Origin of the sequence: Mycolicibacterium anyangense (assembly GCF_010731855.1) — a bacterium.
In the GTDB taxonomy this organism is placed as follows: Bacteria; Actinomycetota; Actinomycetes; order Mycobacteriales; family Mycobacteriaceae; genus Mycobacterium; species Mycobacterium anyangense.
On record NZ_AP022620.1, the window covers coordinates 1,921,619 to 1,937,697 of the forward strand.

Here is a 16,079-nt window from a genome sequence, read left to right on the forward strand (position 1 = left end):
GCGGTTGGCGCAGGCTAGCCGAGGCGGGCCATCCAGCCGTGTGTGTCAGCGAAGGTACCGCGCTGGATACCGGTCAGCGTGTCGCGCAACGCCATCGTCACCTCGCCGGGCTCTCCGTCGGCGATGGTGAACTCGCCTTCACCGAACTTCACGTGCGACACCGGCGTAATCACGGCCGCGGTGCCGCACGCGAACACCTCGGTGATCTCGCCGGCGGCCACGCCCTTGCGCCATTCCTCGATGTCGATCTTGCGTTCCTCGACGGCGAAACCGGCGTCACTGGCCAGCTGAAGCAGGGAGTCGCGGGTGATACCGGGCAGCAGCGACCCGGACAGTTCCGGGGTGACCAGCCGGGCCGACCCGCCGCTACCGAAGACGAAGAACAGGTTCATCCCGCCCATCTCCTCGATGTAGCGGCGCTCGATCGCATCGAGCCACACCACTTGATCGCAGCCGTGCTCGGCGGCTTCGGCCTGCGCCAGCAGCGAAGCCGCATAATTGCCGCCGAACTTCGCCGCGCCGGTGCCACCGGGGCTGGCACGGACGTACTCGGTGGACAGCCACACACTGACCGGCTTGATACCGCCCTTGAAGTAGGCACCGGCCGGCGAGGCGATCAGCAGGTAGCGGTACTCGTTCGCCGGCCGCACCCCCAGACCGGGTTCGGTGGCGATGACGAACGGCCGCAGATACAGCGACTCCTCACCACCGGCAGGCGGCACCCACTGCGCGTCGACAGCGATCAGTTGCTGCAGCGACTCGATGAACACCTCGTCGGGCAGTCCCGGGATGGCCAGCCGCCGCGCCGACGTCCGCAGTCGGGCACTGTTGGCCTCCGGCCGGAACGACACGATGGATCCGTCGGCCCAGCGGTAGGCCTTGAGCCCTTCGAAAATTTCCTGCGCGTAGTGCAGGACGATCGCCGAGGGGTCCAGTTCGATCGGCCCGTAGGGCAGCACGCGGGCGTCATGCCAGCCGAGATCGTGGCTGTAGAGCACCGAGACCATGTGGTCGGTGTGGTAGCGGCCGAAGCCGGGATCGGCCAGGATCTGACCCCGTACCTCATCGCTCACTGGGTTCGCGTTGCGCTCAACCGTGAATGAGAGGGGGCCGTTGGTCATAGCTGGAATTGTAGACCGGGGCGCTAGCCGATTTCCCGGGTCGCTTCGCTCCTGCCCGCCGCTACCGAGTTTTGACCTCGACGAACGGCGGCTTGACCACCTCGCACTCCAGCGCCCGGCCGCGCACGTCGACCGTCACCGTCGCGCCGTCCTCGATTCCGGCGTCGGCGTCGATCAGGGCAAGGGCGATACCGACTTTCAGCGTCGGCGAGAAGGTGCCCGATGTCGTCACACCGACCGGGGTGGAGCCGTCGAGCACGGTCAGGTCCTGCCGGAGCACGCCGCGACCGACGGCCCGCAGGCCGCGCAGCAGCCGCCGGGGGCCGGCCTCCTTCTCGGCCAGCAGCGCGTCGCGGCCCCAGAAGGTGTCCTTCTTCCAGCCGATCGCCCAGCCGCACCGGGCTTGCAGAGGCGAGATGTCCAGCGACAGTTCGTGACCGTGCAGCGGGTAGCCCATCTCGGTGCGCAGGGTGTCGCGGGCGCCGAGGCCGGCCAGCTGACCGCCGGCTTCACCGACGGCGGCGACGAGGGCGTCGAACACCGTCGGCGCCGAGTCCCACGGCGGCAGCAGCTCATAGCCGTGCTCGCCGGTGTATCCGGTGCGGCAGACCCGCACCGGAATTCCGGAGTACTCGGCGTCGGCATAACCCATGTAGTCCATGTCGGTGGGCAGTCCCAGTGCGGCCAGCACCTCGGTGGACCGCGGCCCCTGCACGGCCAGGACAGCATGCGACCGGTGTTCATCGGTGACCGAAATGTCTTGCGGTGCAAACTTTTTCAACTCAGCGACCACCGCAGCGGTGTTGGCGGCGTTGGGCACCAGGAAGATCTCGTCGTCGCTGACGTAGTAGGCGATCAGGTCGTCGATCACCCCACCGGAGGCCGTGCAGCACAGCGTGTACTGGGCCTTGCCCGGGCCGATCCGGCGCAGGTCGTTGGTCAGCGCGCTGTTGACGAACTCCGCCGCCCCCGGGCCGACGACCAGTGCCTTGCCGAGGTGGCTGACGTCGAACAAACCGACGGCCTCACGGGTCGCGGTGTGCTCGCCGACGGTGCCCGCATAGGACACCGGCATCAGCCAGCCGCCGAAGGGGGCGAACGTGGCCCCCAGCTCGCGGTGCTGGTTTTCCAGGGGGCCGTGCAACAGCTCTGTGTCGGTCACGGCCAACAAGCCTAGTGCCCCATCGTTAGGGTGAGGTCGTGAGCACCGAACCTGGATACCGCGCCCCTGTCGTCACCGTCGCCACCTCGCTGCCCAAGCGTGGGATCGGCTCGGCGGTGCTGGTCGTCCCCATCGTGACCGGCAGCGTCACCGGGGATGACGACGGCTCGGCCGTGGTGGTCGGCGGTCCGTTCCTGGACGCCGAGGCGATCGGCGAGATCGAGGTGGCGCTGCGCGCGCTGGGCGCCAGGGGCGGCGCCGAGCAGGTGACCCGGCTGCACGTGCCGTCGCTGCCGGTCGGCAGCGTGCTGGCCGTCGGGTTGGGTGCCGACCGGGAGGAATGGCCGGCCGAGACGATCCGGCGCGCCGCGGGCGTGGCCGCCCGCTCGTTGGCCGGCGTCGCTTCCGTTGTCACCACCCTGACCGAATTGCATCTGGAGGCCGCGATCGAGGGCCTGATCCTGGGCGGCTACCGGTTCACCGAGTTCCGCAGCGCCAAGACCGCGCCCAAGGATGCGGCGCTGGCCAAGATCACCGCGCTGAGCACGGCCGCGGGCGCCAAGAAGGCCGCGGCGCGGGCCGCTGACATCGCGGTCGCGGTCAACACCGCGCGCGATCTGGTGAACACGCCGCCGAGCCACCTCTTCCCCGCCGAGTTCGCCAAGCGCGCCAAGGCCCTCGGCGAGGCCGCCGGCCTGGAGGTCGAGGTGCTCGACGACAAGGCCCTGGCCAAGGCCGGCTACGGCGGCATCGTTGGGGTGGGCAAGGGATCCTCGCGGCTGCCGCGGCTGGTGCGGTTGACGCACCGGGGAGCTAAGGGGAAGGCAAAGCGCGTCGCACTGGTCGGCAAGGGCGTCACGTTCGACACGGGTGGCATCTCGATCAAGCCGGCCGCCTCGATGCACCACATGACCTCCGACATGGGCGGTGCGGCGGCGGTGATCGCCACCGTGGTGCTGGCCGCGCGCCAGCAGCTTCCGATCGACGTGATCGCCACCGTGCCGATGGCCGAGAACATGCCGTCGTCGACGGCGCAGCGTCCCGGTGACGTGCTGACCCAATACGGCGGCATCACCGTGGAGGTGCTCAACACCGACGCCGAGGGCCGGTTGATCCTGGCCGACGCCATCGTGCGGGCCTGCGAGGACAACCCCGACTACCTGATCGAGACCTCGACACTGACCGGCGCGCAGACGGTGGCCCTGGGCGCCCGTACGCCGGGCGTGATGGGCAGCGAGGAGTTCCGCGACCGGGTGGCCGCACTGTCGCAGGCCGAGGGTGAGAACGCCTGGCCCATGCCGCTGCCCGACGAACTCAAGGACGACCTCAAGTCGTCGGTGGCGGATCTGGCCAACGTCAGCTCGCAGCGCTTCGCCGGCATGCTGGTCGCGGGCGTGTACCTGCGGGAGTTCGTCGCCGACGGCGTGCAGTGGGCGCACATCGACATTGCCGGGCCGGCCTACAACACCTCGGGCCCCTGGGGCTACACGCCCAAGGGCGGTACCGGGGTGCCGACCCGGACGATGTTCGCGGTGCTCGAAGACATCGCCGCCAACGGGTAGGCCGGGCTAGAGGACCTTGCCGCGGGCGGTGCTGCGCAGCGCCTGCGGCGCGATCCGCGAGGTGCCGTAGAGCAGATAGGCCTCGGGGGTGACCGGCCGGATCGGCTTGTTCTTCCTGACCGCCGACACGATGGCCTTGGCCACCTTGTCCGGGGTGTAGCGGCGCAGCTCGAACATCTTCTCCAGTTGCGCGCGCCGACCCGGCACCGCGGCTCGCTTGCCGTCGGGGGCGTGGAAATTGGTGGCCGAGACGATGTTGGTGTTGACGACGCCGGGGCAGATCGTGGTGAGACCGATTCCGGCCGAATCGAGTTCGGCGCGCAGGCAGTCGGAGAACATGTAGACCGCGGCCTTGGATGTGCAGTAGGCGTTGAGCGACTGCAGCGGCGCGTAGGCGGCCATCGAGGCGACATTGACGATGTGGCCGCCGGTGCCGCGGTCGACCAGCCGGCGGGCGAAGGCGCGGCAGCCGTTGACGACGCCGCCGAGGTTGACGTCGAGGACCTTGTCGAACTGCTCGGCCGGGGTGTCCAGGAAGGCGCCCGCCACACCGATGCCGGCGTTGTTGACGACGATGTCGGGCACCCCGTGAGCGGCGCACACCTCGTCGGCGAACCGTTCGACGGCCTCGCGATCGGCGACGTCGAGCGGGTAGGGGTGGGCGACGGCGCCGAGGGCGGCGATCCGGCCCGCGGTCTCCTTGAGGCCGACCTCGTCGATATCGCTGACGATCAGCTCGGCGCCCTCGCGGGCGAAGGCCAGCGCGGTCTCACGGCCGATCCCGCTGCCCGCACCGGTCACCGACACCAGCAGGTCACCGAATTCCCTGCGCGCCCGGTTGACCTCGGCGCGCAGCAGCGCGCGACCGGCCGGCGCGCCGCCGACGTGCTCGGCGAGCTCGCGCACCGCGGTGGCCAGCACCTGGGGGTGCGAGAACGGCGACCAGTGGCCCGCCCGGATCTCCCTGCGCCACAACCGCGACACCCACCGCGGGGTGTCGCGGTAGACGTAGGGCCGCACGTAGGGATCGTCGAGGTTGACGATCAGCTGCACCGGGACGTCGATGTAGCGGTCGGTGCGGGCCCGCCGCAGCGAGCGGAAGAAATTGGCCCGGTAGATCTTCATCCCGTTGGCCGCGTCGGTCACGTAGGTATCGCCGTCGTGCACGCGTTCGGCCGGGATGCCGCGAGTCATCAACGACCGCAAGCGCTTTGCCCCCACTTTCATCAGCGCGGGCGCCACCACCGGCACCGAGAACCCCGCCATGTAACTCAGATGAGCGGCTTGGGACAGCGCGTGGGAGAAGCGCTTTGGCCGGTAGGGCCGCTTGAGGCCGTCGCGCACATAGCGGCTGAAGTGGTCGGCGCACGGCCCCGACACCGAGGTGAAGGAAGCCACCCGGTCGGCGGCATCGGGCCTGCCCAGGTACTCCCACATCCCGGCCGAACCCCAGTCGTGGGCCAGCACGTGCACGCGCTCCCCCGGACTCAGTTCGGCGATGACGGCGGCGAAGTCGTCGGCGAACGACGCCATCACATACGACGACGCCGGTGCCGGCGCACCGGAGGCTCCCGCGCCGCGGTTGTCGTAGCGGATGATGCGGAACTCCTCGGCGAGCAGGGGCGCGACGCCGTCCCATAGGACATGCGAGTCGGGCCAGCCGTGCACCAGCACCACGGTGGGCCCGTCCGGATTGCCCTCTTCGTAGACCGCGATGCGGGTGCCGTCTTTGCTGTCGACGTAGCGGGTGGGCATCAGACCCCTCTCCAGGCGTTTACCTGTAACGGCTAGTAGCTCATACCGTTGGTACCGAACAACTTTGACCCTGCCCGCCACCGCGAGCCGATGTCAAGACGCTCAGCGCTCCTCGAGTTCGTCACGTAGCGCGCGGCGGCGCTCGATGCGCCGCTTGGCGTCATAGTCGCGCATCCGCTGCGGATACCCGACTTTTTGCACGTCATACACCGGAATCCGGAGCTGCTCGCCGAGCCGGCGCGCCCCGGCGGCACCACCCGCGGGCCGTCGTGTCCATTCCCCGTCGGCGGCGACGAGCACAACCGTCATCGGTGTGACGCTGGTCTGGGGCTCGACGAACGCCTCGACGCCGGTGCGTTGAGCAGCCCACTCGCGCAGGTGTTTCTGGTCGGCGGCCGACCCCGAGGCGCCGCGGCGGCCGGATCGGAACCTGTCGAACAATCCCAACTTTTGCTGAACTCCTTCTGAAGGGCTTTCTTCGATGGTGCCAGAGAAAGAACGTGCTTCGCCCTGAGTGCATATCAACGGCCCGGTGATGACAGGATGGACAGCGACCCACACGACTGACCGTTCGAGGGAGCCAACACCTATGGCCGTCTCCGTCCAGATGCCCGCACTCGGTGAGAGCGTGACCGAAGGGACCGTCACCCGCTGGCTCAAGCAAGAGGGTGACACCGTCGAGGTCGACGAGCCGCTTCTGGAGGTGTCCACCGACAAGGTCGACACCGAGATCCCGTCGCCCGCTTCCGGCGTGCTGACGAAGATCGTCGCGCAGGAAGACGACACCGTTGAGGTCGGCGGCGAGTTGGCGATCATCGGTGAGGCCGGCGAGGCCGCACAGTCGGCACCCGCTCCGGCACCGGCCGAGCAGGAGAAGCCCGCCGAACAGCCGGCCGCCGCACCCGAGCCTGCTGCCGAAGAGGTCGAACCCGCACCGGCCGCCGCGGCGCCCGCCGCGTCGCCGGGCTCGGCGACTCCGGTGCTGATGCCCGAGCTCGGCGAGTCGGTGACCGAGGGCACCGTCACCCGCTGGCTGAAGAAGGTCGGTGATTCCGTCGCGGTGGACGAGCCGCTCGTCGAGGTCTCGACCGACAAGGTCGACACCGAGATTCCCTCGCCGGTGGCGGGCACCTTGATCGCCATCACCGCCGAGGAGGACGTGACGGTCCCGGTCGGCGGCGAGCTGGCCAAGATCGGCGACGCCGCTGCGGCCGCCGCCCCGGCTCCCGCGCCGGCCCCCAAGCCCGAAGCGAAGCCCGAACCCGCGCCCGAACCCAAGGCCGAGCCGAAACCGGAGCCCAAGCCGGAGCCGGCACCGGCGCCCGCAGCGGCACCGGCCCCCGCGCCGGCGGCAGCCGAGACCGACGGCGGTGCCGATACCGACGGCAGCCCCTACGTCACCCCGCTGGTGCGAAAGTTGGCCACCGAGAACGGCGTTGACCTCGCCACGGTCAAGGGCACCGGCGTCGGCGGGCGGATTCGCAAGCAGGACGTGCTGGCCGCCGCCGAAGCCAAGAAGGCTCCCCCGGCGCCCGCACCCGCAGCGGCACCCGCCGCCGCGCCTGCCGCGTCGGCACCGGCCCCGGCCGCGGTCGACTCGCCGCTGGCACACCTGCGCGGCACCACGCAGAAGGCCAACCGGATCCGTCAGATCACCGCGAAGAAGACCCGCGAGTCGCTGCAGACCACCGCGCAGCTGACCCAGACCCACGAGGTCGACATGACCAAGATCGTGGCGCTGCGGGCCAAGGCCAAGAACAAGTTCGCCGAGCGCGAGGGTGTGAACCTGACGTATCTGCCGTTCATCGCCCGCGCGGTGATCGACGCCCTCAAGGTGCACCCGAACATCAACGCGAGCTACAACGAGGACACCAAGGAGATCACCTACTACGACGCCGAGAACCTCGGCTTCGCGGTGGACACCGAGCAGGGCCTGCTCTCCCCGGTGATCCACAATGCCGGTGACCTGTCGCTGGCCGGACTGGCCCGGGCGATCAACGACATCGCCTCGCGCGCCCGCTCCGGTGACCTCAAGCCCGACGAGCTGTCCGGCGGCACCTTCACGATCACCAACATCGGCAGCCAGGGCGCCCTGTTCGACACCCCAATCCTGGTGCCGCCGCAGGCGGCGATGCTGGGTACGGGAGCGATCGTCAAGCGGCCCCGGGTGATCGTCGACGAACTCGGCAACGAGTCGATCGGCGTGCGCTCGATCTGCTACCTGCCGCTGACCTACGACCACCGGCTCATCGACGGCGCCGACGCCGGCCGATTCCTGACCACCATCAAGCGGCGGCTGGAAGAAGGGGCGTTCGAGGCCGACCTGGGGCTGTAGACACCATGGGCGGTTCGGTTCTCGCCATCGCAGGCTCGTCCGGGCTGATCGGCTCGGCCTTGGTCTCGGCACTGCGCGCTGCGGACAACCGCGTGATCCGCATCGTGCGGCGCGCCCCGGCCAATGGCGACGAACTGCACTGGAACCCCGACAGCGGTGAGTTCGACCCCGCCGGGCTCGAGGGCGTCGACGCCGTGGTGAACCTGTGCGGTGTGGGGGTCGGTGACAAGCGGTGGTCGGGCTCGTTCAAGCAGACCCTGCGGGACAGCCGCATCGCACCCACCGAGGTGATCTCGGCGGCCGTCGTCGACGCCGGGGTGCCGGTGCTCGTCAACGCCAGCGCCGTCGGCTACTACGGTGACACCCACGGTCACGTCGTCGATGAAACCGCGCCTGCCGGAACGGGTTTCCTGGCCCAGCTCTGCGTGGACTGGGAGGCGGCGACACTGCCCGCCGAGGATGCCGGAGTGCGGGTGGTGCTGGCCCGCACCGGGCTGGTGCTCTCTCCCGGCGGCGGCGTGCTGGGTCGGTTGCGCCCGCTGTTCTCCCTCGGGCTCGGCGGCAGGCTCGGTGGCGGACGCCAGTACATGCCGTGGATCAGCCTGGAGGACGAGATCCGCGCCCTGCTGTTCGCGATCAACTCAGAGGATGTGGCCGGGCCGGTGAACTTCACCGGCCCCGCGCCGGTCACCAACTCGGAGTTCACCGCCGCCCTGGGCCGAGCCCTGAATCGCCCGACACCGTGGCTGGTGCCCGGGGTCGCGTTGCGCACCCTGCTCGGGGAGTTCGCCGACGAAGGGCTGCTCGGCGGCCAGCGGGCCATCCCGGCCGTCCTGGAGCGGGCCGGATTCGTGTTCCACCACAACACCATCGGCGAGGCGCTGGCGTATGCCACGTCCTCGGCGCAGGGCTAGTAGCGTCGAGGACATGCGGCAGTCGATCCGATCCAGCGCCGCGCCCGTCGAGGTGCGCCAGCTCGGAGCTGTCGACTATCTGGCCGCCTGGCAGTTGCAGCGCGAGCTGGCCGACGCCCGGGTGGCCGGCGGCCCCGACACCCTGCTGCTGCTCGAACACCCGGCGGTCTACACCGCCGGGAAACGCACCGAGGACCACGAACGCCCTGCGGACGGCACCCCCGTCGTCGACACCGACCGCGGCGGCAAGATCACCTGGCACGGCCCCGGGCAGCTCGTAGGGTATCCGGTGATCGGCATGGCCGAGCCGCTGGATGTGGTGAATTATGTTCGACGACTTGAAGAATCGCTGATCTCGGTGTGTGCCGACCTCGGCGTGGCCACCGGCCGTGTCGAGGGCCGCTCCGGGGTATGGCTGGCCGCCGACGCCACCCGCCCGGCCCGCAAGATCGCCGCGATCGGCATCCGGGTCGCACGCGGCACCACGTTGCACGGCTTCGCCCTGAATTGCGACTGCGACCTGGCGGCCTACACCTCGATCGTGCCGTGCGGCATCGCCGATGCGGGCGTGACGTCACTGAGCGCCGAACTGGGCCGGCCAGTCGGGATCGACGACGTCCGGGCGCGGGTCGCCGAGGCGGTATGTGACGCACTCGACGGCCGATTGCCGGTGTCCACTCACGTAGCATTGACCTCGTGAGCGTCGAACCCGGTAACCGCAAGTTATTGCGCCTGGAGGTTCGCAACGCCGAAACCCCGATCGAGCGCAAGCCGCCGTGGATCAAGACCCGCGCGAAGATGGGCCCGGAGTACACCGCGCTGAAGGGCCTGGTGCGCCGCGAAGGTCTGCACACGGTCTGCGAGGAAGCCGGCTGCCCCAACATCTACGAATGCTGGGAAGACCGCGAGGCGACGTTCCTGATCGGCGGCGAGCAGTGCACCCGGCGCTGCGATTTCTGCCAGATCGACACCGGTAAGCCGGCCGAACTCGACCGCGACGAGCCGCGCCGGGTCGCCGAGAGCGTCGCGGCGATGGGCCTGAAGTACGCCACCGTCACCGGTGTGGCGCGCGACGACCTGCCCGACGGCGGGGCGTGGCTGTACGCCGAGACCGTGCGCGCCATCAAGTCGCTCAACCCGGCCACCGGGGTGGAGTTGTTGGCCCCGGACTTCAACGGCGATCCCGAACTGCTGCGTGAGGTGTTCGAATCGCGTCCAGAAGTGTTCGCGCACAACGTCGAAACCGTGCCGCGCATCTTCAAGCGCATCCGGCCGGCGTTCCGCTACCAGCGCAGCCTGGACGTCATCACCGCCGCGCGTGACTTCGGCCTGGTGACCAAGAGCAACCTCATCCTCGGGATGGGCGAGACCATCGACGAGGTGCGCACCGCGCTGGCCGACCTGCACGGCGCCGGGTGCGACATCGTCACCATCACCCAGTACCTGCGGCCGTCGGCGCGCCATCATCCGGTCGAGCGCTGGGTGCATCCCGACGAGTTCGTCGACCTCGCGGCTTATGCCGAGGGGTTGGGCTTTGCCGGTGTGCTGGCCGGACCGCTGGTGCGGTCGTCGTACCGGGCGGGACGGCTGTATGCGCAGACCATCGCCGCTCGGCCGCCCACCGGAGCCGCCCCGGCGGCGACATCGGGCACCACAGCGTGACCCGTATCCTGTTCTGATGGCGAAATCCCGTACACCCGCCGAGACCAAGGCTGCCAAGGCCGAGGCGAAGGCCGCCCGCAAGGCCGCGTCCAAGCAACGCCGCGCCCAGCTGTGGCAGGCATTCCAGATGCAGCGCAAGGAAGACAAGCGGCTGCTGCCCTACATGATCGGCGCATTCGTGCTGGTCGTCGCGGCTTCTGTGGCCGTCGGCGTCTACGCCGGCGGGTTCACGATGTACCTGATGATCCTGCTGGGTGTGGTGCTCGGCGCGCTGGTGGCCTTCATCATCTTCGGCCGCCGCGCCCAGAAGTCGGTGTACAGCAAGGCCGAGGGCCAGACCGGGGCCGCGGCGTGGGCGCTGGACAACCTGCGCGGCAAGTGGCGGGTGACTCCCGGTGTCGCGGCGACCGGGCATTTCGACGCCGTGCACCGCGTGATCGGCCGGCCCGGGGTGATCTTCGTGGCCGAAGGTGTGCCGTCGAGGGTCAAGCCGCTGCTGGCGCAGGAGAAGAAGCGCACCGCCCGGCTGGTCGGCGATGTCCCGATCTACGACGTGATCGTCGGCAATGGCGAGGGTGAGGTACCGCTGGCCAAGCTGGAGCGTCACCTGACCAAGCTGCCCGCGAACATCACCGTCAAGCAGATGGACACCCTGGAGTCCAAGCTGGTCGCGCTGGGATCCCGGATGGGCCCGGCCGCCATGCCCAAGGGCCCGCTGCCGGCCCAGGCCAAGATGAAGGGCGTGCAGCGGACGGTGCGCCGCCGCTGAGCGTTGATCCAGACCTCACGCTGAGAAAGTGCGGGTAGATCTCTGCGTCAGTTCTGCATCAACGTGGCCAGACTCGCTCCACGCGTCTGATCACGTCGGGACCGCGGTCGCCGGCTAGGACCCTGATCCGCCGCCAGCCGAGCTGCTGGATGTACTCCGAGCGCGTGACATCGCCGCGGTACTGCATTCTGTCGGTGCGATGCTGCTCGCCGTCGTACTCCACGGCGATCTTGAGGTCAGGCCAGCCGAGGTCGAGGAAGTACCGCGGGTAGCCGTCTGGGGCGAGCACCGGAATCTGGGTCTGTGGTCTGGGGAAGCCCGCCTCGATGAGTAGCACCCGCAACCAGGATTCCTTCGGTGACTGCGCCCCACCGTCCATGAGGTCGAGAACCTTGGAAATCCTCCGAACACCGCGCACGTGCGGATGCCGATCGGCGACCGCCAGCACATCGTCAGCCTTGAAACCTGTCGCCCTCGCCAGCGCATCGATGCGTGCGACTGCTTCAACGATGGAACCTCGGCGAGCCAGATCGAACGCGGTGCGTTCGACGGTCGTCATCGACATGTCCCCCAGTCTTATGACCTCGGCCTCGAACAGTGTCTCCTGCCGAGCCACGACCCCCTTCGGCGACTTGTTGTTCGAGTAGATCAGCTCGATCGGGGCAGAGTCGTCGATCCACTTGGCGCGATGCAGAGCCGCCGCCGCCAGGCCAGCGACGACCCCGCGCCGCTTCGACCAGAGCCAGGCGGCGAGGGTCCGGTCCGCCAGTGTCAGCGGCGTGCCCTTCGGGGCGTATACGTCGGGCAGCAGCCGTTCGAAAGCAGAGCACAGTTCGTACCTGGACACCGCGCCTGCCGCCAACGCCTCGCTGCCGATGAACACCTGCATCCCGGGAACGATGTCAACGGCGGGCGAATCGCGCCGTCGGCTATCCACACCCTCGTTGAGTCAGACCTCACGCCGAAGAAGTGCGAGTAAACCCCTGCGTGGGTTCTGGATCAACGCGTACCGGTCAACGGCGGACGACGGCCGTCGCCGTCAGCCGGTCGTGCAAGCCGCGGCCGTCGGAGTCAGTGAACAGCGGCGGGATCACGAGGGAGAGCAACAGCCCCCGCACGATCGCGCGGCCGGTGCCCACGTGCAGGCGGTTGTCTGTCGGCACCACCATCAGGCCGAGCGCGTATTGGCCGGGCGTGAACCCGAACAGCCGCACCGAGATCACGCCCAGCAGGAACCAGATCACCAGCACCGCGGTGGACAGCATCGCCGTACTCACCACTCCGGCCGCGATCAGCAGACCCACCAGGCCGTAGCTGATGAACCAGTCGATGATCAGTGCGCCGAAACGCCGGCCCATCCGCGCCAGCGAGCGCGGACCGGATTCGGGCAGGCCTAAGGCCTGGCCGGGATAACCGGCAGACCGGTCGGGCTCCACCGATTCCGGCCCCGACAGCCATGAGCCCATTTCACGCGCCATGGCCCCAGGATAGGTGCACCCCGCCGGTGACCTGCCGTCCGCAGATGCGTAACGTCGGCGCAACACGGGCTTGACTGGCGTGCAACATCACCTACCTAGCGTCACCTGCGGGTTAAGAATGTGTGCCTGGACATGCATGACGGCTGCAACGAAGGAGTGTGTAAGTGGCAGAAAAGAACGCTGACGACATCATCAAGTTGATCAAGGACGAGAACGTCGAGTACGTCGACATCCGGTTCTGCGATCTGCCCGGTGTAGTCCAGCATTTCTCGATTCCCGCGTCGGCGTTCGACGAGAGCGTGTTCGAGGACGGCCTGGCATTCGACGGATCGTCCGTGCGCGGCTTCCAGTCGATCCACGAGTCCGACATGATGCTGCTGCCGGATCCCGAGACCGCCCGCATCGACCCGTTCCGCGCCGCCAAGACGCTGAACCTCAACTTCTTCGTGCACGACCCGTTCACCCGCGAGGCCTACTCGCGCGACCCGCGCAACGTGGCCCGCAAGGCGGAGAACTACCTGGCCAGCACGGGCATCGCCGACACCGCCTACTTCGGCGCCGAGGCGGAGTTCTACATCTTCGACTCGATCGCCTTCGACTCGAAGATCAACGGCACCTTCTACGAGATCGACTCCGAGTCGGGCTGGTGGAACACCGGTGAGCCGTTCGAGGCCGACGGCAGCGCCAACCGCGGCTACAAGGTCCGTCCCAAGGGTGGCTACTTCCCCGTCGCCCCCTACGACCACTACGTCGATCTGCGCGACGAGATGGCCACTAACCTGATCAACGCCGGGTTCACCCTCGAGCGTGGTCACCACGAGGTGGGCACCGCCGGCCAGGCCGAGATCAACTACAAGTTCAACACCATGCTGGCCGCCGCCGACGATGTGCTGCTGTTCAAGTACATCATCAAGAACACCGCGTGGCAGAACGGCAAGACCGTCACCTTCATGCCCAAGCCGCTGTTCGGTGACAACGGGTCCGGCATGCACGTGCACCAGTCGCTGTGGAAGGACGGCAAGCCGCTGTTCCACGACGAGTCCGGTTACGCCGGTCTGTCCGACATGGCGCGCCACTACATCGGCGGCATCCTGCATCACGCCCCGTCGCTGCTGGCCTTCACCAACCCGACGGTGAACTCCTACAAGCGTCTGGTGCCGGGCTACGAGGCCCCGATCAACCTGGTGTACAGCCAGCGCAACCGCTCCGCCTGCGTGCGTATCCCGATCACCGGCAACAACCCGAAGGCCAAGCGTCTCGAGTTCCGCTGCCCGGACAGCTCGGGTAACCCGTACCTGGCGTTCGCGGCCATGCTGATGGCCGGTATCGACGGCATCAAGAAGAAGATCGAGCCGCAGGCACCGGTCGACAAGGACCTCTACGAGCTCCCGCCGGAGGAGGCCGCCAACATCCCGCAGGCGCCCACCTCGCTGTCGGCCGTCATCGACCGGCTGGAAGAGGATCACGACTACCTCACCGAGGGTGGCGTGTTCACTCCCGACCTGATCGAGACCTGGATCTCCTACAAGCGTGAGAACGAGATCCTGCCCGTGCAGATCCGTCCTCACCCGTACGAGTTCGCTCTGTACTACGACGTGTAACTCGTCGCAGTAAGCCTGCCGAGCCCATCCGCTCCGCGACACCTCCGAGTCGCGCTGCGGGTGGGCTCGCTGGCGTTCACGGTTCGTTCAGTCGTCAAGCTATCCGGACCGCGGTCCGGATATAGTAGGCTTCCGGTCATGTCAGAGAAATTGGACGCCCGCCTCACCTCCTTCCACTCCCCTGTGCTCGGCGTGTTCCGGATCGTCATCGGCTTCCTGTTCACCATCCACGGCACGGTGAAGCTCTTCGACTGGCCGATCTCCCAGGGCGGCCCCGCACCCGTCGGCGCGTGGCCGTACTGGTATGCCGGCGTGATCGAAGTGGTCGTCGGCATCCTGGTGATCCTGGGCGTTGGCATCATCACCCGCATCGCCGCGATCATCGGCTCCGGCGAGATGGCCTTTGCCTACTTCACCCAGCACCAGCCCCAAGCACTGTGGCCCGTCGAGAACGGCGGCGAGCTCGCCATCCTGTACTGCTTCTCGCTGTTCCTGATCGCGTTCGCAGGCGTCGGCGCCTTCGCCGTACGGAGCAGATAGCCGTCACCGAACGGCACCAGTTCGGCTGAGTGACCGGTCTTTTGGCACCAAATCCAGCCGATCGGCCGTCACGGTGACGCTACGGAGACGACCGCGAGACGGGTAGGGTCGATCGCATGAGCCACAACCTTGACGCTCGCCTCTCCTCGTATTCACCTGCAGTACTCAGCGTGTTCCGCGTCGTCTTCGGACTGCTGTTCACCGGGCACGGGTCGAGCCTGTTGTTCGGCTGGCCGATGGGCCCGGCCGCAGAGTTCGGGACGTGGCCCGATTTCTTCGGCGGTGTCATCGAGTTCGTCACGGGACTGCTTGTGACGAGCGGGCTGTTCACCCGGCTTGCGGCGTTCATCGCCTCCGGTGCAATGGCTTTCACCTATTTCACCATGCACCAGCCGGACGGGTTACTCCCCCTGACCAACAACGGTGAGCTCTCGGTGCTGTACTGCTTCGCCTTCTTCCTCCTGGTCTTCACCGGCGGCGGCGCCTATGCACTGGACGCTGTACGGGGACGGCGGTAACGCGATGGGACCCCGTCAGCTGTAGCCGTTCAGACGCACTCCAGCAGCGAGTCGCCCGGCTCCCCGACCGCGCCGACGGTGGCGTAGGGATGAATTCGGCCATCGTGATCGGTTGTCGCGCAGACGATTCCGCACACGCCGGCATCGACGCGCCGGGCCACCACCGGTGACTTCTCCAGCAGCGACATCCCGACGGAGACGATGTGCGCGGCGGACACCGCATCGACGCTGTCGGCAGCCGACCCGCGCCGGACGATCGAGGACAGCGCCTGCTCGATGGCCAGCCGGCTGGCGCCGTCCGGAACCTCGGCGGTGTCCCAGGCCCGCAGCGCCGCTTGCATCGCACTGCAGTTGTGGTGACCGAGCACCACGATCAACGGCACGTTGTAGGTTTCGACGGCATGCTCGAGGGTTCCGAGCACACCGGTGTCCACCACGTGGCCCCAGGTGCTCAGATCCATCAGCGACCCCCAGCTCTGGCCGAACACCACCTCACTGGCGACCTCGGCGTCCGCGCACCGGAACACCGCCGCCAGCGGAGCACCCTCGTGGAAGTTGTGCCGCTGTGAGCGCACCGGGCGGAAGAACATCTCGTTGCCGGCACGCAGTCGCTGCCAGGCGGTCATCGGATCAGACATGTTGTGCACCTTTCGGGTTGGCGG

The 16,079-nt window shown here is 68.2% G+C and carries 16 protein-coding genes; 9 read left to right on the plus strand and 7 right to left on the minus strand.

The features are described from left to right. Positions 1-14 precede the first annotated feature (14 nt). Positions 15-1,121 (minus strand): branched-chain amino acid aminotransferase, encoded by a 1,107-nt coding sequence (locus tag G6N35_RS09100; protein ID WP_163803959.1) that lies wholly within the window; start codon positions 1,119-1,121, stop codon positions 15-17. A 61-nt stretch (positions 1,122-1,182) separates the two neighbouring features. Continuing rightward, positions 1,183-2,283, minus strand: a complete 1,101-nt coding sequence (gene gcvT, locus G6N35_RS09105) for a glycine cleavage system aminomethyltransferase GcvT (RefSeq protein WP_163803960.1) — start codon at positions 2,281-2,283, stop codon at positions 1,183-1,185. A 38-nt stretch (positions 2,284-2,321) separates the two neighbouring features. Here gcvT and G6N35_RS09110 point away from each other — a divergent pair, with 38 nt between their 5' ends. Continuing rightward, a complete protein-coding gene (locus tag G6N35_RS09110; protein WP_163803961.1) occupies positions 2,322-3,845 on the plus strand; it encodes a leucyl aminopeptidase in 1,524 nt (507 codons plus the stop codon). A 6-nt stretch (positions 3,846-3,851) separates the two neighbouring features. On the opposite strand, the gene G6N35_RS09115 is transcribed toward G6N35_RS09110, so the two are convergent. Continuing rightward, complete coding sequence (locus tag G6N35_RS09115) at positions 3,852-5,600, minus strand: SDR family oxidoreductase (RefSeq protein WP_163803962.1); 1,749 nt, start codon at positions 5,598-5,600, stop codon at positions 3,852-3,854. Between the two features lie 102 nt (positions 5,601-5,702). After that, positions 5,703-6,047, minus strand: a complete 345-nt coding sequence (locus G6N35_RS09120) for an oxidoreductase (protein ID WP_163803963.1) — start codon at positions 6,045-6,047, stop codon at positions 5,703-5,705. Between the two features lie 142 nt (positions 6,048-6,189). Between G6N35_RS09120 and sucB the strand changes: the two genes are divergently transcribed. The 5 genes from sucB to G6N35_RS09145 are packed head-to-tail and all read left to right on the plus strand — an operon-like array spanning position 6,190 to position 11,280. Then, positions 6,190-7,935, plus strand: a complete 1,746-nt coding sequence (sucB, locus tag G6N35_RS09125) for a 2-oxoglutarate dehydrogenase, E2 component, dihydrolipoamide succinyltransferase (protein ID WP_163803964.1) — start codon at positions 6,190-6,192, stop codon at positions 7,933-7,935. A 5-nt stretch (positions 7,936-7,940) separates the two neighbouring features. Then, entirely contained in the window at positions 7,941-8,849 is a 909-nt protein-coding gene (locus G6N35_RS09130) for a TIGR01777 family oxidoreductase (RefSeq protein WP_163803965.1), read from the plus strand. A 13-nt stretch (positions 8,850-8,862) separates the two neighbouring features. Continuing rightward, complete coding sequence (lipB, locus tag G6N35_RS09135; RefSeq protein ID WP_163803966.1) at positions 8,863-9,549, plus strand: lipoyl(octanoyl) transferase LipB; 687 nt, start codon at positions 8,863-8,865, stop codon at positions 9,547-9,549. Then, positions 9,546-10,511, plus strand: a complete 966-nt coding sequence (lipA, locus tag G6N35_RS09140) for a lipoyl synthase (protein ID WP_163803967.1) — start codon at positions 9,546-9,548, stop codon at positions 10,509-10,511. The genes lipB and lipA overlap by 4 nt, the downstream gene beginning before the upstream one ends. Before the next feature lie 16 nt (positions 10,512-10,527). Continuing rightward, positions 10,528-11,280 (plus strand): DUF4191 domain-containing protein, encoded by a 753-nt coding sequence (locus tag G6N35_RS09145; RefSeq protein WP_163803968.1) that lies wholly within the window; start codon positions 10,528-10,530, stop codon positions 11,278-11,280. 58 nt (positions 11,281-11,338) lie between these two features. Here the strand turns inward: G6N35_RS09145 and G6N35_RS09150 are convergent, their stop codons facing one another. Next, on the minus strand, positions 11,339-12,169 hold the full coding sequence (locus G6N35_RS09150; RefSeq protein WP_163803969.1) for an endonuclease domain-containing protein: 831 nt from the start codon (positions 12,167-12,169) through the stop codon (positions 11,339-11,341). A 124-nt stretch (positions 12,170-12,293) separates the two neighbouring features. Next, a complete protein-coding gene (locus G6N35_RS09155; RefSeq protein WP_163803970.1) occupies positions 12,294-12,758 on the minus strand; it encodes an RDD family protein in 465 nt (154 codons plus the stop codon). Between the two features lie 164 nt (positions 12,759-12,922). Here G6N35_RS09155 and glnA point away from each other — a divergent pair, with 164 nt between their 5' ends. From glnA to G6N35_RS09170, 3 genes are all read left to right on the plus strand, one after another. Beyond that, positions 12,923-14,359, plus strand: a complete 1,437-nt coding sequence (gene glnA / locus G6N35_RS09160; RefSeq protein ID WP_163803971.1) for a type I glutamate--ammonia ligase — start codon at positions 12,923-12,925, stop codon at positions 14,357-14,359. 138 nt (positions 14,360-14,497) lie between these two features. Further along, positions 14,498-14,899, plus strand: coding sequence for a DoxX family protein (locus G6N35_RS09165; protein WP_163803972.1), 402 nt, complete (start codon positions 14,498-14,500; stop codon positions 14,897-14,899). 116 nt (positions 14,900-15,015) lie between these two features. Continuing rightward, entirely contained in the window at positions 15,016-15,417 is a 402-nt protein-coding gene (locus G6N35_RS09170) for a DoxX family protein (protein WP_163803973.1), read from the plus strand. 29 nt (positions 15,418-15,446) lie between these two features. Here the strand turns inward: G6N35_RS09170 and G6N35_RS09175 are convergent, their stop codons facing one another. Next, a complete protein-coding gene (locus G6N35_RS09175; RefSeq protein WP_163803974.1) occupies positions 15,447-16,055 on the minus strand; it encodes a carbonic anhydrase in 609 nt (202 codons plus the stop codon). Positions 16,056-16,079: the final 24 nt, after the last annotated feature.

Excerpts from the sequence above, each read along its gene's own strand:
- G6N35_RS09150 (WP_163803969.1), bottom strand. The coding sequence starts at position 12,169 with ATGCAGGTGTTCATCGGCAGCGAGGCGTTGGCGGCAGGCGCGGTGTCC.
- G6N35_RS09115 (WP_163803962.1), bottom strand. The coding sequence starts at position 5,600 with ATGCCCACCCGCTACGTCGACAGCAAAGACGGCACCCGCATCGCGGTC.
- G6N35_RS09130 (WP_163803965.1), top strand. The coding sequence starts at position 7,941 with ATGGGCGGTTCGGTTCTCGCCATCGCAGGCTCGTCCGGGCTGATCGGC.
- lipB (WP_163803966.1), top strand. The coding sequence starts at position 8,863 with ATGCGGCAGTCGATCCGATCCAGCGCCGCGCCCGTCGAGGTGCGCCAG.
- G6N35_RS09175 (WP_163803974.1), bottom strand. The coding sequence starts at position 16,055 with ATGTCTGATCCGATGACCGCCTGGCAGCGACTGCGTGCCGGCAACGAG.
- G6N35_RS09155 (WP_163803970.1), bottom strand. The coding sequence starts at position 12,758 with ATGGCGCGTGAAATGGGCTCATGGCTGTCGGGGCCGGAATCGGTGGAG.
- G6N35_RS09165 (WP_163803972.1), top strand. The coding sequence starts at position 14,498 with ATGTCAGAGAAATTGGACGCCCGCCTCACCTCCTTCCACTCCCCTGTG.
- G6N35_RS09100 (WP_163803959.1), bottom strand. The coding sequence starts at position 1,121 with ATGACCAACGGCCCCCTCTCATTCACGGTTGAGCGCAACGCGAACCCA.
- sucB (WP_163803964.1), top strand. The coding sequence starts at position 6,190 with ATGGCCGTCTCCGTCCAGATGCCCGCACTCGGTGAGAGCGTGACCGAA.
- G6N35_RS09145 (WP_163803968.1), top strand. The coding sequence starts at position 10,528 with ATGGCGAAATCCCGTACACCCGCCGAGACCAAGGCTGCCAAGGCCGAG.
- G6N35_RS09170 (WP_163803973.1), top strand. The coding sequence starts at position 15,016 with ATGAGCCACAACCTTGACGCTCGCCTCTCCTCGTATTCACCTGCAGTA.